Origin of the sequence: Paramesorhizobium deserti (assembly GCF_001558695.1) — a bacterium.
Classification (GTDB): Bacteria; Pseudomonadota; Alphaproteobacteria; order Rhizobiales; family Rhizobiaceae; genus Paramesorhizobium; species Paramesorhizobium deserti.
Window position 1 is genome coordinate 42,404 of the sequence record NZ_LNTU01000039.1, and the last position, 15,066, is coordinate 57,469.

At 59.1% G+C, this 15,066-nt stretch carries 18 protein-coding genes; 10 read left to right on the top strand and 8 right to left on the bottom strand.

Annotation, left to right across the window (positions count from 1 at the left end; translation table 11 throughout):
- Positions 1 to 15 precede the first annotated feature (15 nt).
- From ATN84_RS22750 to ATN84_RS22780, 8 genes are all read left to right on the top strand, one after another.
- Complete coding sequence (locus ATN84_RS22750; RefSeq protein ID WP_068884802.1) at positions 16 to 1,947, top strand: glycoside hydrolase family 127 protein; 1,932 nt, start codon at positions 16 to 18, stop codon at positions 1,945 to 1,947.
- Positions 1,940 to 3,022: an ABC transporter ATP-binding protein gene (locus ATN84_RS22755; RefSeq protein WP_068884803.1), complete on the top strand. Its 1,083-nt coding sequence runs from the start codon at positions 1,940 to 1,942 to the stop codon at positions 3,020 to 3,022. Before ATN84_RS22750 ends, ATN84_RS22755 begins: the two co-directional genes overlap by 8 nt.
- A 140-nt stretch (positions 3,023 to 3,162) precedes the next feature.
- Positions 3,163 to 3,537 (top strand): hypothetical protein, encoded by a 375-nt coding sequence (locus ATN84_RS22760; RefSeq protein ID WP_244491177.1) that lies wholly within the window; start codon positions 3,163 to 3,165, stop codon positions 3,535 to 3,537.
- Between the two features lie 88 nt (positions 3,538 to 3,625).
- A complete protein-coding gene (locus tag ATN84_RS26445; RefSeq protein ID WP_082766448.1) occupies positions 3,626 to 3,853 on the top strand; it encodes a hypothetical protein in 228 nt (75 codons plus the stop codon).
- Positions 3,850 to 5,313, top strand: coding sequence for a TolC family protein (locus ATN84_RS22765; protein WP_068884804.1), 1,464 nt, complete (start codon positions 3,850 to 3,852; stop codon positions 5,311 to 5,313). Before ATN84_RS26445 ends, ATN84_RS22765 begins: the two co-directional genes overlap by 4 nt.
- A gap of 15 nt (positions 5,314 to 5,328) precedes the next feature.
- Positions 5,329 to 6,678 carry a multicopper oxidase family protein gene (locus ATN84_RS22770; protein WP_068884805.1) on the top strand — a complete coding sequence of 450 codons (1,350 nt, stop codon included), beginning with the start codon at positions 5,329 to 5,331 and terminating at the stop codon, positions 6,676 to 6,678.
- Positions 6,679 to 6,717: 39 nt separating this feature from the next.
- On the top strand, positions 6,718 to 7,197 hold the full coding sequence (locus ATN84_RS22775; RefSeq protein WP_068884806.1) for a cupredoxin domain-containing protein: 480 nt from the start codon (positions 6,718 to 6,720) through the stop codon (positions 7,195 to 7,197).
- Between the two features lie 25 nt (positions 7,198 to 7,222).
- Entirely contained in the window at positions 7,223 to 7,507 is a 285-nt protein-coding gene (locus ATN84_RS22780) for a copper-binding protein (RefSeq protein ID WP_068884807.1), read from the top strand.
- Between the two features lie 84 nt (positions 7,508 to 7,591).
- Here ATN84_RS22780 and ATN84_RS27600 read toward each other — a convergent pair whose 3' ends face one another.
- Complete coding sequence (locus ATN84_RS27600) at positions 7,592 to 7,792, bottom strand: hypothetical protein (RefSeq protein ID WP_068884808.1); 201 nt, start codon at positions 7,790 to 7,792, stop codon at positions 7,592 to 7,594.
- Between the two features lie 55 nt (positions 7,793 to 7,847).
- Positions 7,848 to 8,558, bottom strand: a complete 711-nt coding sequence (locus tag ATN84_RS22790; RefSeq protein WP_068884809.1) for a hypothetical protein — start codon at positions 8,556 to 8,558, stop codon at positions 7,848 to 7,850.
- A 501-nt stretch (positions 8,559 to 9,059) separates the two neighbouring features.
- Between ATN84_RS22790 and ATN84_RS22795 the strand changes: the two genes are divergently transcribed.
- Positions 9,060 to 9,335 carry a hypothetical protein gene (locus ATN84_RS22795; protein WP_068884810.1) on the top strand — a complete coding sequence of 92 codons (276 nt, stop codon included), beginning with the start codon at positions 9,060 to 9,062 and terminating at the stop codon, positions 9,333 to 9,335.
- Positions 9,336 to 9,387: 52 nt separating this feature from the next.
- On the opposite strand, the gene ATN84_RS22800 is transcribed toward ATN84_RS22795, so the two are convergent.
- The 4 genes from ATN84_RS22800 to ATN84_RS22815 form a co-directional block, all read right to left on the bottom strand.
- Positions 9,388 to 10,101: an RES family NAD+ phosphorylase gene (locus ATN84_RS22800; protein ID WP_068884811.1), complete on the bottom strand. Its 714-nt coding sequence runs from the start codon at positions 10,099 to 10,101 to the stop codon at positions 9,388 to 9,390.
- The gene (locus ATN84_RS22805) at positions 10,098 to 10,511 is read right to left on the bottom strand and encodes an MbcA/ParS/Xre antitoxin family protein (protein ID WP_068884812.1); all 414 of its coding nucleotides are present in this window, start codon (positions 10,509 to 10,511) and stop codon (positions 10,098 to 10,100) included. The genes ATN84_RS22800 and ATN84_RS22805 overlap by 4 nt, the downstream gene beginning before the upstream one ends.
- 81 nt (positions 10,512 to 10,592) lie before the next feature.
- Complete coding sequence (locus ATN84_RS22810) at positions 10,593 to 11,252, bottom strand: L,D-transpeptidase (protein ID WP_068884813.1); 660 nt, start codon at positions 11,250 to 11,252, stop codon at positions 10,593 to 10,595.
- Between the two features lie 27 nt (positions 11,253 to 11,279).
- Complete coding sequence (locus ATN84_RS22815) at positions 11,280 to 12,320, bottom strand: EscU/YscU/HrcU family type III secretion system export apparatus switch protein (RefSeq protein ID WP_068884814.1); 1,041 nt, start codon at positions 12,318 to 12,320, stop codon at positions 11,280 to 11,282.
- A 103-nt stretch (positions 12,321 to 12,423) separates the two neighbouring features.
- Here ATN84_RS22815 and ATN84_RS22820 point away from each other — a divergent pair, with 103 nt between their 5' ends.
- Entirely contained in the window at positions 12,424 to 13,227 is an 804-nt protein-coding gene (locus ATN84_RS22820; protein ID WP_068884815.1) for a tetratricopeptide repeat protein, read from the top strand.
- 23 nt (positions 13,228 to 13,250) lie between these two features.
- Here ATN84_RS22820 and ATN84_RS22825 read toward each other — a convergent pair whose 3' ends face one another.
- Both ATN84_RS22825 and ATN84_RS22830 read right to left on the bottom strand, forming a co-directional pair.
- Positions 13,251 to 13,676, bottom strand: coding sequence for a hypothetical protein (locus ATN84_RS22825; protein ID WP_068884816.1), 426 nt, complete (start codon positions 13,674 to 13,676; stop codon positions 13,251 to 13,253).
- A gap of 22 nt (positions 13,677 to 13,698) precedes the next feature.
- Positions 13,699 to 15,036, bottom strand: coding sequence for a type II and III secretion system protein family protein (locus tag ATN84_RS22830; RefSeq protein ID WP_068884817.1), 1,338 nt, complete (start codon positions 15,034 to 15,036; stop codon positions 13,699 to 13,701).
- Positions 15,037 to 15,066 lie beyond the last annotated feature (30 nt).

Sequence of the window (15,066 nt, forward strand, 5' to 3'; positions counted from 1 at the left end):
GAAATTGGACAAGTCATGACCAAGCACAAAAGAGACCGCCAGTTCCGCCCCCTCCCCGTTCCGAGTGTCGAGATCGCCGGCCTGTTCGGCGACCGGCAGGATGCCATTTGCAACTCGACAGCCGAAACGCTGCTCGACCGCTGCGTCGAGGCGGGCATGGTGCGGGCGATCGACATGAGCCAGCCCAGCCCCGGCATCGTCATCCCCATCCAGCCTTGGGACGGCTCTACGCAGATGTTCTGGGACAGCGATCTCGGCAAATCGATCGAGACCATAGCCTATTCCCTCTACCGCAAGTCCAATCCACGGCTGGAGGCTCGCGTGGATGCTATTATCGACATGTATGAAAAGATGCAGGATGAAGACGGCTATCTGAACGCCTGGTTCCAGCGGGTGCAGCCCGGCCGCCGCTGGACCAATTTGCGCGACCATCACGAACTTTACTGCGCCGGCCATCTGATCGAGGGCGCGGTGGCCTATTACCAGGCAACCGGCAAGCGAAAGCTCCTCGACATCATGTGTCGTTATGCGGACTATATGATCAGCGTCTTCGGCCGTGGCGAGGGGCAGCTTCGCGGCTATTGCGGCCATGAGGAGATCGAGCTGGCGCTGGTGAAGCTCGCCCGCGTGACGGGCGAAAAGAAATATCTCGACCTCGCCAAGTTCTTCATCGACGAGCGAGGAACCGAGCCGCATTTCTTCACCGACGAAGCCATTCGCGATGGACGCGATCCGGCAAAATTCATCCAGAAAACCTATGAATACAATCAGGCGCATCTGCCGGTGCGCGAGCAGAAAAAGGTCGTCGGCCATGCCGTGCGCGCCATGTATCTCTATTCCGGCATGGCGGATCTCGCGACCGAATACAAGGACGACACGCTGACATCCGCTCTCGAAACGCTATGGGACGATCTGACGACCAAGCAGATGTACATTACCGGCGGCATCGGCCCTGAGGCGTCGAATGAAGGCTTCACCGACTATTACGACCTGCCGAACGAAAGCGCCTATGCCGAAACCTGCGCTTCCGTCGGCCTCGTCTTCTGGGCGAGCCGCATGCTCGGTCGCGGCCCCAACCGTCGCTATGCCGATATCATGGAGCAGGCGCTCTATAACGGCGCGATGGCCGGCCTCTCGCTCGACGGAAAGACCTTCTTCTACGAGAACCCGCTGGAAAGCGCCGGCAAGCATCACCGCTGGGTCTGGCACCATTGCCCCTGTTGTCCGCCGAATATCGCGCGGCTTCTCGCCTCGATCGGTTCCTATATGTATGCCGTCGCCGACGATGAGATCGCCGTTCATCTCTATGGTGAGAGCAAAGCCCGTTTCGAGGTCGGCGGTGCGAAGATCGAACTTGCGCAAAAAACGCGTTATCCCTGGAACGGTACCGTCAGGTTCGAGATCACTACGGATGCGCCCGCCCGCTTTGCCTTGTCGCTGCGCATTCCAGGCTGGGCGAAGGGCGCATCCATCAAGGTCAATGACGAAATGCTCGATCTTTCATCGGCGACGGTGGACGGCTATGCCCGCATCGAGCGGGAGTGGAAGGCCGGCGACCATGTCGATCTCGATATTCCGCTTGAAACCCGCGCACTTTGGGCGAACCCGCTGGTACGCCAGGACGCGGGCCGCGCGGCGCTGATGCGCGGTCCTCTCGTCTATTGCGTGGAAGCGGTCGATAATGGCGAAGGCCTTAACGCCATCGAACTGGCAGGCGATCTGGCCAAGGCAGAAAAAACCACCGAAATTGCTGAACTCCGTGGCGCGGTCGCCCTTGACCTGCCCGTCAGGCGTGACAAGGCCGATTGGGGCGATGAACTCTATCGAACTTCACCGCCCGAAAAGCAGGAGGTGACGGCGCGTTTTGTGCCCTATGCCTTTTGGGACAACCGGGCCCCCGGAGAAATGCTGGTCTGGATGCGAGCGGGTGAGTTGAACGGTGAATAAGACAGCTCAAACCGGCGTTGTGCTAACGGATATCCGCAAGAGCTTCGGCAATGTGGACGTCATCCACGGTATCAACCTCACCATCGCGGAAGGCTCCTTCGTGGTTTTCGTCGGCCCTTCCGGCTGCGGAAAATCGACGCTGCTGCGCATGATCGCAGGACTTGAAGACGTAACCGACGGCGAGATTGCGATCAACGGACGCGATGTCACCGATCTCGATCCTTCGGAGCGCGGCATCGCCATGGTCTTCCAGTCCTACGCGCTTTATCCGCATATGAGCGTGCGGGATAATCTCGCCTTCGGGCTCAAAATGGCCCGGACAAAAGCAAACGAGATCGAGACGCGCGTCAATTCCGCCGCGTCCATCCTGAAAATCGATCATCTGCTCGACCGCCGCCCGGGACAACTCTCGGGCGGCCAGCGACAGCGCGTCGCAATCGGGCGGGCGATTGTGCGCCAGCCCGACGTTTTCCTCTTCGACGAGCCGCTCTCCAATCTGGATGCGGAGCTGCGCGTCTCGATGCGCATCGAAATCGCCCGCCTGCACCGCGAACTCGGCAATACGATGATCTACGTCACGCACGATCAGACCGAGGCGATGACGCTTGCCGACAATATCGTCGTCTTGCGCAATGGCCGGGTCGAGCAGCAGGGAAGCCCACGCGAGGTCTATGAAGACCCCAATAATACATTCGTCGCCGGTTTCATCGGTTCGCCGCGGATGAACCTCCTCGACGCGACATGGACCGGCCAGGACCATATCGATTTGGCCGGACGGAAGATCAGATCGCCGCTTGCCGCACAGTCGCCACAGGAAGGCGAGAAAATTACCTTCGGCATCCGCCCCGAAAACCTGGCCGTTACCCAGGAAGGGAACGAGACGATCCCGGCGACAGTGGACTTCGCCGAATATCTGGGCGGCACCCAATATCTCTATTGTCAGCTCGATGACGGCCAGCCGCTCGTTGCCGAATATAGGTCCGGCCCGCCTATCGAGACCGGAAGCAGGATCGGCCTCTCCTGCGCCGCGACCCACCATCGTATCTTTGATACGACGGGCACCAGGGTCAGATAGGCCGCCCGACCACAATTATCCGAAGGAGAGGCTTGACCTTCCCATCGTTGTAACCGTTAATGCTTGCCTCGCCTCATAATGGACTCGAATCTTTTATAGGTAATCGCAGAGGCTGGTGTGGCCTTGAGAATGTGGGCACCATGTATCGGATCGCATTGCGAAAAATGCTGGTTCTGCTTCGTCTGGTGATCATCATGTCACTGGCGGGATACACATTGCCCGCTGCATCGGCTGCGATGCATGGCTTGTCGGTTGGTCCGGAACACGTCCATTCCGACACCCACGATCATGACATGACAAGCGGCGAGCATGCGCATGAGGATAAAAAATTATCCTCCAACGAAATGCCAGAGGCCGCTCAACAGAAATGCTGCAGTGATTTCTGTGTAGGCTTTGCGATCATGATGCCCGCCGATACCGTCAGCGAACCGGTCATCTCCGCGATCCGGCAATTCGCCGACGATGATCAGGCATATTTAGAGCGTTCTCCTTTTCATCGACCGCCCAATATCTGAACAGGACAACCCGTTCTGCGGGTCTGATCGTGCGCATGAGGCGTGAATAACGCACAGCGCCGTTGCAATCTCCTATTCGGATCACACCATGAAACCCATGTTTTTGGTGGTTGCCGTGCCGCTCTTCGCGAGCGGATGTGCTGCCACATTACCTCCCGAGGTCATCGCTTCGGATGACCTTGCCGACACACCGGCCGAAGTACGCCCGGTTCGTTATTTGAGCCCGGTGGCGGGCTATACGCATCGCGCTCCGATCGACCCGAAGCCGTGGCGCAGACAGAACGATGCTCAGTCTCCCGAAGGAGGCGCATCATGACTGCTGCAACGTTCAAACTTATGGCAACCCTGACGCTCCCGCTCGTTCTCGGCGGTTGCGTTTCAGCCGCTGAATATTCAGCCCGTGAATCCGGATTTATGTCCGTGGAGAACAAGACGGCCGAGGCCATCGGAAAACAGACCGTCTGGGTCCAGAACCGCCAGCAGGCACAAATGGTCTCCGATCGCGTCAAGACGCTCATGTCGAAGAAAACGATCGATATGGAGACCGCCGTCCAGGTCGCGGTTTTGAATAACAAAGGTCTGCAAGCGGCCTATGTCGAACTCGGGAATTCGGCGGCCGACGCCTGGCAGGCGGTCATGCTGATCAATCCGACGGTCTCCATCGGCCTGACCGGGATCGGCGCACCTGGACTTGAGGCGTTCCGTTCAGTCGAAGGGGCCGTCGTCTCCAATGTCCTGGCGTTCGCCACCCGCGAAGGAAATATCGCGATCGCCGACACCCGCTTCCGGCAGGCGCAACTCAATGCGGCCTTGCGCACCTTGCAGCTTGCCGCGGATACGCGCCGCGCCTGGATCAATGCCGTCGCGGCCTGGGAAAATGTTGCCCAGCTCAATCAGGCAACGGCGGCAGCGGACGCGGCCTCTGAACTTGCCCAGAAACTGGGCGAGACGGGCGCCATGACCAAGGCAGCACAAGCCCGCGAACACGCCTTTTATGCTGAACTGACCGGACAGGCTGCACGGGTGCGGCTTAACGCCCGGCTCGCCAAGGAGGAACTGACACGGCTGATGGGCCTCTGGGGTTCCGGCATCGACTATGAGGTTCCCAACCGGCTGCCGGCCCTGCCCAAAAAACTGGAGAACCGGGATCTGATCGAGGCGGAGGCGCTGCAACGCCGTGCCGATCTGCAGGTCGCCAAACTCAATCTGGAAGCGACGGCCAAGTCCTACAAGCTGACCGAGGCGACCCGTTACGTGACTGATCTCGAAATCCTCTCCGGGTTCGAGACCGAGCGCGAAAAGGAGGACGGCAGGACAAAGACCGAAACGACGGGTCAGGCCGAGCTGGAATTCGTCATTCCGATTTTCGATTCCGGCAAAGCCCGCATGCGCAAAGCGGAGCTGGCCTATATGCAGGCAGCCAATCTGCTCGCGGAAAAGGCCGTGAACATACGTTCGGAGGCCCGCTCGGCCTATCAGGCCTATCGTGCGAGCTATGACATCGCCCGTCACTACCGCAACAGCGTTGTCCCGCTTCGCACCGCGATCGAGGAGCAATCGCTTCTCACCTATAATGCGATGATTTCCAACACGTTCGAACTGCTCGCCGACAGCCGGGAGAAGATCAATGCCAACCTCCTGGCGGTCAATGCGAAGCGCGATTTCTGGTTGGCCGCAGCCAATCTCGCACCCGCCATCTATGGCGGTGGCGCGGGAACGAGCGCAGGCGAAACCGAGAACGCGGCGTCCGCCGGTAACGGCGGTGGCGGACACTGAAGAGAGGAAGACAAAATGCTCAACAGAAGACAGATCCTCGGCGCAAGCGCCGCGTTGGTATCGACAACCGCCTGGGCAAAGACCTCCAATATGGGCTTGCCGGAGGCCGCGGTCATGGCGACGGCGGAAACCCAGACACCTATCCGTCCAACCTCGGGCCCTGACTACACGCCCGTGGTGACGCTGAACGGCTGGACCCTGCCTCATCGCATCAACAACGGCATCAAGGAATTTCACCTTGTCGCCGAACCGGTCGAGCGCGAGGTGGCGGAAGGCATGATGGCCTATCTCTGGGGTTATAATGGCCAGTCGCCAGGGCCGACGATCGAGGCCGTCGAAGGCGACCGGGTTCGGATTTTCGTTACCAACAAGCTGCCCGAGCACACGACCGTCCACTGGCACGGCATGATCCTGCCGTCCGGGATGGATGGGGTCGGGGGCGTGTCGCAGCCGCATATCCCTGCCGGCAAAACCTATGTCTACGAATTCGATCTCGTGAAATCGGGAACCTTCATGTACCACCCGCACTCGGACGAGATGGTGCAGATGGCCATGGGCATGATGGGTCTCTTCATCGTCCATCCCAAGGATCCGGCCTTCATGCCGGTCGATCGGGATTTCGCCTTCCTCCTCAATGCCTTTGACATCGATCCGGGCTCTTACGTCCCCAAGGTCATGGAAATGACCGACTTCAACATGTGGTGCTGGAACAGCAGGATATTTCCAGGCATCAGCCCGCTTGTCGTTTCCAAGAACGACCGGGTGCGCGTGCGTGTCGGCAATCTCACCATGACCAACCATCCGATCCACATGCACGGCTATGATTTCGAGGTTACCTGCACGGATGGCGGCTGGGTGCGCCCGGAAGCCCGGTGGCCGGAGGTGAGCATCGATATCCCCGTCGGTGCGATGCGGGCCTATGAGTTCGACGCCAAATATGAGGGGGACTGGGCGATCCACTGCCACAAGTCGCACCACACCATGAATGCCATGGGGCACGACATTCCCACCTTCATAGGCGTCGATAAAAAGGCTCTCACCCAGAAGATCAGAAAGCTTCAGCCGGAATATATGCCGATGGGCACCAATGGCATGGCCGATATGGGCGAGATGGAGATGGAAATCCCGGAGAACACCATCCCCATGATGACGGGTTGGGGGCCGCACGGCCCGATCGAAATGGGTGGCATGTTCTCCGTCGTCAAGGTGCGCGAAGGCATCTCCGCTGACGATTATTCCGATCCCGGCTGGTACGAAAACCCACCCGGTACACAGGCCTGGGAGTGGACGGGAGACGTTCCTGACGCGACCAAGGCCAAAGGCGCGAAAACCCAGATCACGCCAAAGCCGATGAAGCACGGCTGAATTCAACTTCTTCTGTTCGAAACAACCAAAGGATCAACTATGAAAGCCCTCATTCTCGGATTTCTTGCCGTCACCTTCGCCTCTCCGGCTTTCGCCTCGGGCTCGCACGCCGGCGGGCATGGCGAAGCCATGGCCGTTGGCGAACCCGGCAAGAAGGCCAAGGTGACCGCTACCATCCGCGTCACCATGAAGGAGACGGACGACGGCAAGATGCTTTTCACGCCGTCATCGTTCAAGGTCCGCAAGGGCCAGACGGTGCGTTTCGTGATCAGGAACGCGGGCGAACTCGACCATGAGTTCGTTCTCGATGAGGAAAGCCAGATCATGGAGCACAAGGCGACGATGGAGAAGTTCCCGGAGATGGAGCACGACGACCCGAACGCCATTCGTCTGGCATCAGGACAATCCGGTGAAATCGTCTGGAAATTCAGCAATGACGGCATGTTCAAGATCGCATGCCTCATTCCCGGCCATTACGACGCGGGCATGCACGGCGATATCAACGTCGCCAAGAAGTAGATCCCACCAACAAGGAAGCATGACGATGAAAAATCCGACAAGGATCCTGATTGCCGCAGTCCTCTCGATCGGAAGCGCCTATGGCGTGATGGCGGAAGAGTTCACCAAAGGCACCGTAAAGAAAGTCGATGCCAAGGCGAAGAAGGTCACCCTCATTCACGAGGAACTGAAGACCCTGGACATGCCCGCGATGACGATGGTGTTCCGCGTCGAGGACAAGGCGCTGCTGGATAAGCTCAAGGAGGGCGCCAAGATCGAATTCGTCGCCGAGCGGGTCAACGGAAAGCTGACCGTCACGCAGGTGAAGTAGGCGCGATCCGCTGCCTGCCTATCCCACGGACGTGGCCGCACGCACGGCCACGTCCGTGAAATATCCAAGGTGGTATTGGCGGCTTTATCCCTCGGCCTTCATCGTCTTTGCCATCTTCAGCAAAGTTTCGCGATTGGTGCCGTGCTTGTTGATGAGATCACGCGCCTGGTTCGGCGAGAGATCCGTATGTTCGGTGAGATAGCGGATCTCATTGTCGACGGCGCTGTCGGAATTCAGCCAGTCGATATTCGCTTTGCGTTCGGTGTCAGCCTCACTATTTGCCATGACCTTTCCTCCTCGTCGGGAAACTGACGCGAGGCGGCATTTGTTCCGGACCGTTCTATCTTCCGACGACAAGCTGATGGCGGCCGGTGATCCACTGGCCAATATAAATCAGGACAGCGCAGCCGATCGGAGAGCCGATCTCATTGACCAGGCTTCCCATCATCTGCGAAAGTTGCTGTGGCGTCCCGGCCGCCGCCGCGGCCTGGATCGTCAGGGCAATGATCGCTCCACCGAAGACAAGTCCGACGATAAGGCCGGCGCCCACATAGAGCGATGGCTGATGGGCGTTCTTTTCTATGAGTTTCGCGAGCAGCCATGCAAGGAGGCCGTATTCCACCGCTCGCAGAATGCTGATCGTCCCAAGGGAGAGGAACCCCGGTTTGTCGGCGATCTGCAGCAGGTTCAGCATCACTTTCTGGCTGGCTTTGGCAAGGGAGACCGCCGCCGGCGCGAAGATGAACGCGATGATACCGGATAGCGCAGCTCTCGCCTTGCTCAGGAAAAGCCCGACGGCAACACCCGTGCATACGAAGAAGGACCAGGTAACCCCTTGTGCAAGATCGGCCAGAAATGAAATTCCCGGAAAAGCGTTACCCGTGATGAGTTTGGACGCCAGGATCAGTCCTTGCATAAAAAACCCGAGGAAAATGGCCAGAAATGCAACAATGGCGACCTGATGTAACGAACGCTTAGCCTGACCCGGCGACGTCGGCGTCGGATCTTCATTCATCGGATCTTCATTCAGAAGTATCTGTTGTTCAGACATTGGATTTCCCTCCAGGGCGAAAATCACGCAGCATGATCAACGCGGCGCCCCCCGGCCTCAGCAGCTTAGGCATGTCCGCGTGCTTGGGCGAGCGCTTGGCGCGCCGCACACCGGTAAATGTCTATGGCTGCATCGACATATATTTTGTACACTAATTATTGCGGTGTCTACATGCTGGGTGCCGGCGACGACGGCACCCCGACCACGACGGCAGACCCGAGCTGCGGAGAATTGTCCCGAACCGCTCGCGCTCCGCTTGGCCTAATTCTATGTTGCACTTGGGTAACACAAGTAAATGAACTGACCCCACGCACGGCTTCGCGGGACGGGCATGGGGCCAGTCACCCCCATAACCTCACGGTTTTAAGGGCATAATACTATATCGCCTTCAACCTAAGCGTACAATCGATCAGAATTAACGCTTTAAAGTGTAGTTAAGATACATAATATCCTCTAGCCAAATCCGAACTCCATTTGTAGTTTCGCTACAGGGGGTGCCCAATGAAAGAAAAATATAAGCAAATCTCCAATATCGTCGATCAGTGGAGCGACACCTTACCTTTCCCCGTCGATTTCAAAAAAAAACGCAGAGCTATCGTAGAAAACACATATCTACAATTCTTCATGGGTCTGACGACGCTTGGCTTCACCAAGGAAGAAATCGAGACTGCGACCGGTGGATTATATAGCCTTGTTGAGAGACGCCTTGATGCAAACTACAGATCGGGACTGGTCATTCTAAAACTGAACACACACGCTGTGTCGCGCGAGCGGTAATTTTTCTACGCCATCGCAAGTCATCGGCGGAATCTGAACTAATTCGTCAAGTTCAGACGATACGGTAAACCTGTCCGGTCGCGGCATCGCGGCACATATCCACGCGGCTGCCGTCCCAATGGTAATCGAGATGGCGGCCCTGGACGGGATGCCTCGCGCAGTCGGGATAGAACAATCCCACGCATTCTCCGCCTTGCCGGCGCTGGCTCGGATAGACCAGCCCGTCTGAGCCGGCCGCACGCAATTGCCGGCCGAGCACCTGGCTTTCCGAATAATCATCCGGATCGAGCGCGGCCAGATAGACCGGATTGCCGCCACGGATATCATGCAGTCGGGCATCAATTCCGAGCACGATTTCGCGGAACTGCGATGTCCAGCCCGCCGGCTCACGCGTGCGCGCCATGAAACGGGCGTGGTGATGGATCGTCTCGAAAAGCGCCGTCTCAAAGGTATCGCCGACATAAAGCACACCGTATGCACCGTCGCTGAAGCGGCTGGGCCGATCGACACTGATATGGGTGAAAGGCGCCATGAGATAGCTCGCCCCCTGTCCGGCGACACGGCGTTCAGGGGGGACCAGGTCCAGATTGCCGATCGACTCCATCAAGCGGGGATTGGTCTTCTGTTCCGCGGCAAGAATGAGCGGCCAGTCGGCGGGATCGGCGATATCCTCGAAAAGATCGATCGGCGGAAACGAGCTGCGGATGATGCGGACAGCCCTGTCCCACCGAACGGGCGTGACGGAAATGGTTGCGATATCGATCACCAGGCGCCGCGTTCCGCATCGAGATAGCGCCGCACCCGCATGAGGTCGGTCAGCTCGCCTCCCAACATGATATCGAGCGCCGAGCGCTCCCCGAAGGCCGTGTTGGACGCCTTCACCCAGGCATAGCCACGCTGCGGCTCACGGAAGATCAATCGAAGCGCCTTGTGAATGCCCACCAGGTTTGAAAGCCGCGCCTTGGTATCGCGATCCATACGGCCGAGTTCGCCAGCCTTCCATCGCCGATAGGTGCGCACCGGCAGATCGAGCAGCACCGCCGCCTGATCATCCGTGATCTCCCATAGACGGAAGAGATTGAGGGTGGCGCGAAACATCGCCCCTGCCTCCTCGTCCGTTATGGGTGCGGAGGAAAAGTCCCGCTGTCTGGTATCGATCGGCACAAGGGCAATCATGGTACTATCTCCTATATGGCATAAAATATGGGGAATAATGCCAAATGGCAAGCCGCGGGAAGGAAGAGCCTGTAATCTCGGCTATAGCACAATGACCTTGTTTCCAATCTTCACCCGCCGGTAAAGGTCGATGACATCCTCATTGCGCATCCGGAAACAGCCCGACGAGGCCTGTCGGCCCACCGTCTCTGGCTCGTTGGAACCATGGATCCTGTAAAGCGTGTCGCCGAGATAAAGGGCGCGCGCGCCGAGTGGATTATCCGGCCCGCCGGGCATGTGGACAGGCAGATCCGGTCGCCGGGCCAACATATCCGCAGGCGGACGCCAGTCCGGCCATTCCCGCTTTGCCGAGATGTATTCCGTTCCCGTCCAGCCAAATCCCTCGCGGCCTACCCCAACCGCGTAGCGGATCGCCGTTCCGTTGCCCTGCACGAGAAAGAGCGTGCGACGGCCGGTATCTATGACGATCGTTCCCGGCGCTTCATTGCTGGCGTAGCGCACGACCGTCGGATCGGAAACGGCGGGGGCCGCCCTATCGGCGTTGCCGCGCCCCGCCGGCCGTGAAAAACCATCGGACGGCTGCAGCAGAAAGCCGAGATATCCGTCCCCCATTCTCACCGAGCCGGTCTTCTTGTCCAACGCTGGTGGCGCGTCGCCCAATGGCTGCGCGGCGACCGTTGGGCCATACAATCCGGTAAAGCCGAAGAGGCAAAGCAGCATTATCCCTAAATACCTGGTCATGGCTCGAATAACTCCTGGCAATCGGCATCAGATCAGATTGGCGGCGACGAGACTGTTCGCCGTACGCTGGAAACAGCTTTCGGGTATCGGTTCGCCGACGGAAGCGCCGGCTGCGATCTTCCGCGCCAGATCGCCATCCCGCGAAAAGGGGGTGCCCTGTTCGCTAGCCTGACGAAGCATCGTCCGCGCCGCATCGCCAGCAGCCCGGCACACGATGATCGGCACGGGCGTTTCACCTCTTAGATAGCGGACGCCGACGAGCAGCTCGTCCGGCTCGCCGATCAAAAGCGATGCATGCTGCAATCCGATCCTGGCGCCAGTCAGCTCGCGGCGCTGACGCAAGCGCTCACGGCGCAGGAGCGGATCGCCCTCCATATCCTTCTGCTCCCGCTTGCTCTCGGTTCTCGTCATCCGCATGTCGCGCCGGAACAGCCACCGCTGCAGGAACACGTCACATAACCCCACGACGAGGAAGACGATCACCGCGGCGATGATCAGCGGGCGCAGCATCGCCATGAATGTCGGCCGCGTGCATGTCCCGGCGCAGGCAGGCGATTCAAAGAGCGCCTGTATACCGGCGCGGAAGACAACCACGAAGGCGGTGGCAAGCATCAGGATCTTGAACAGCGACTTGCCGAATTCCACGATGCTCTTTACCGAAAAGAGCCTTTTCAGGCCGGAGGCTGGATTGATCCGGTCGAAGTCCGGCTCGACCGGCTTGAACGAGAAGACGAATCCCTTCGTTATAGCGATATTGGTGAGGATGCTGGCAGCGACAGTGATCGCGAGCATGGGGATAATGGTGTTCAGCACTCCCTCCGCGGAAATCGTGCTAAGGCGATGCCAAACTTCGGCGAACGGCCTGTCATAGATATGCGACGCTTCATCGAGCATCGATCTGGCGCTGATCTCGAGCCTTGGAATGAAAAACGCCAGAAAAACCGTGCAGCACAGGATGTTGATGCCGGAGACCAGATCAGGACTGTGCAGGACCTGCCCCTTCTTGCGTGCGTCCCTGATCTTTTTTTCGGACGCAGGAAGTGTTTTTTCCTCACTGGTCTCGTTCAAGGTCACACATCCCGTAAATCATTGCGGAGCAGCGACGATGCGGCTCTTGGCAATTGCCTAAACACGCCGATTGATTAGTATCCTTGCAAAGAGAGGATGCGGGATGAAAATTCGTCGATTCGGTCATCTTGCCGTCGCTGTGGCGGCCGCCAGTCTTTCGGCTTGTACGACCACAGGCACAACGACCGAAACCGCCGAAAAACCCGGCAACGATCCCTCTCGCCTCATGAAGATCGCCAGGGATGTCGAGACCCGTGGCGACAGCACGACGGCAATGGCTCTCTATGAACGTGCCGCCGAAATGTCCAGCGATCCTTCGGTCAGCATCAGGCTTGGCGAAGCGCGGCTGAAAGCCGATGATCTGAAGGGGGCAGAGGAAGCCTTCCGCGCAGCCCTGCAAAAGAGTCCGAACCAACCGCAGGCCATGCTCGGGCTGGGCACGGCGCAGTTGCGCAATGGTGAAGCCGAAGCCGCGGTGCGCACCCTCGCCCCTGCCGCAGAGGCCGTCGGCACTGTTGCCGCCTATAACAAGCTCGGCACCGCCCTGGTTCTGGCGGGTCGCAGCGACGAAGCGAAAGCCGCTTTTAGGAAGGCGGTCACGCTCGAACCCGGTAATCTTGATGCCCAGACCAATTTGGCGCTGGCCGAGGCATTGTCGAACGAGGCGGATGCCGGTGCGACAACGATGCGCGGCGTCACCCAGTCGCCGCTTGCCCAACGCCGGCATTTCATCAACTACATCATCGTGCTGAACCTTGCCGGCAGGACCAACGAGGCACGCGCCGTCAATGTTCCCGATATGTCGAAGGCCAGCAAGGAGCGGGTATTGAAACAAGCCGCGAAACTGCGCTCGATCAGCAACCCGGCCGAACGCGCCCGCGCGATAGGGCTGCTGGCATCGGCCTGAACGGTTAAATCCCAATCCCGGCGTCAATTCGAAAGCTGTTCCTCATTTCCCAGATTTTGCTGTCGCCGTCTCTCCTCGGGCGTTCCCGAAATATAGGATTGCGCGGCGCGGGCGACGGGAGCAGCCATTGCCGGCCCCATGTCGCGCCCCCGCAAGAGATCCTGTTCGCGTGCGACCATGAACTGAAGATTGAGATTGTTGGCACAACCCGATGGCAGATAGAGCGGCTGAGCCGCCGTGTCGGGCGTGGTGCAGGCATCGGGCACCAGTACCGCCTGCGTCCGGGGTTCGTCATAGCCCTTGCGAACGGGGCCTTTGCGCACCGGTCCTTTGTCCGCAACGCCATCCTCCACCGAGATATAGTGGTAATCCGGCGAATAAGGCTGCGCCTTGCTCGCGCAACCGGCAAGCACGGAGATGGCACAAAGGCAGAATGCCGTCTTCATCATGGACCCACGGCTGCGATAGCGATCACTCGACATAAAACCCATACCCCTTGTTGACGGTGGGCTTTGCAGCCTGCGATTTCGCGGTTTCGCGGGGAGCCGAGAGCGCTCCGGACGGGCTGTCCAGCGGTGTCTTCAGACGGCGCTCGGAAGAAGGCGTTACGAGATAGGGCGTGATCAGGATCACGAGTTCCGTCTCGTTGCGCTGAAAGCGCTTTGACTTGAACAGTTCGCCGAGGATCGGGACATCGCCGACGACTGGCGTTTTTTCGATCTCATGGCTCTCCTGTCGCTGAAACAGTCCCGCGATCGCAAATGTCTGACCGCTGCCGACCTCCACCATCGTGTCGGCACGGCGCACTTGCAGGGACGGTACGTTGAGGCCGCCGATCGACACGCTGCCGGCACTGGAGACGCTGCTGACCTCAGGACGCACCCGGAGCGCGATGCGGTCGTTGGGCAGCAATGTCGGCGTGAACAAGAGCGAGACACCAAACTGCTTGTATTCGATGCCGATCTGCCGATCGCCTACAGGGACGGGTATCGGAATTTCACCGCCTGCGAGAAAGCTCGCGGTCTGGCCGGTGACCGCCGTAATGTTGGGTTCGGCGAGGATCGTCAGGATGCCGTTATCCTGCAAGGCATCCAGCAGGACGTCGACATTGACGCTCTTCCCGTTATTGATACCCTCGGCTCCTCCCGAGACATAACCGAAGGAAAACGAGCCGGTATTGACGAAGACGCTCCAGTTCAGCCCGTATCTGAGCAGTTCGTTGCGCGAAACCTCGGCGAAGCGGACACGAATATTCACCTGGTTGGGACCGACCATCGTCGTGTTATTCAACGGCGGGGTATCAGGCGGGGAATAGCTCTGCAGCACGCTGTTGGCATCGAGCGCTTCGCCGACATTCCTGGCCTGGCCCGTTCCCACCACCTGACCGCCGAACAGGCTGATGTCGATCGTCGTGTTGGGCTGCAGCGCCTGCATCGATTGCTGCTGCGCGGTATCATCCCCAACCACCTGGATGCGCACGGTGCCGCGCATGCTCTGATCGGGGCTGAGCGCAATCAAATTGGTGGTGCCGATCTTCGCGGCATAGACATAGACCACGCCTGGAGAGACGACACGCACGTCGGCGATCTCGGTATCGGCGAGAAAGACCGATTCCACCGGCTGATCGAACCGCAGGATCTGGCCCTGGCCCTTGGCCAGCTCGATCGCCTGCCCAGCATTGGCATCGACCTTGACCGACTGCGCCATGCCCGGAACGGAAAACGCCAGGCAGATTGCCGCCAGGAGGAGGATTTGTACGGGGATCAGTCTTGTCATCAATGCTTGAAACCTGATTGCACGTTCATTCATGGGCGCGATTTCCAGGAGCAAGGCGGCGCA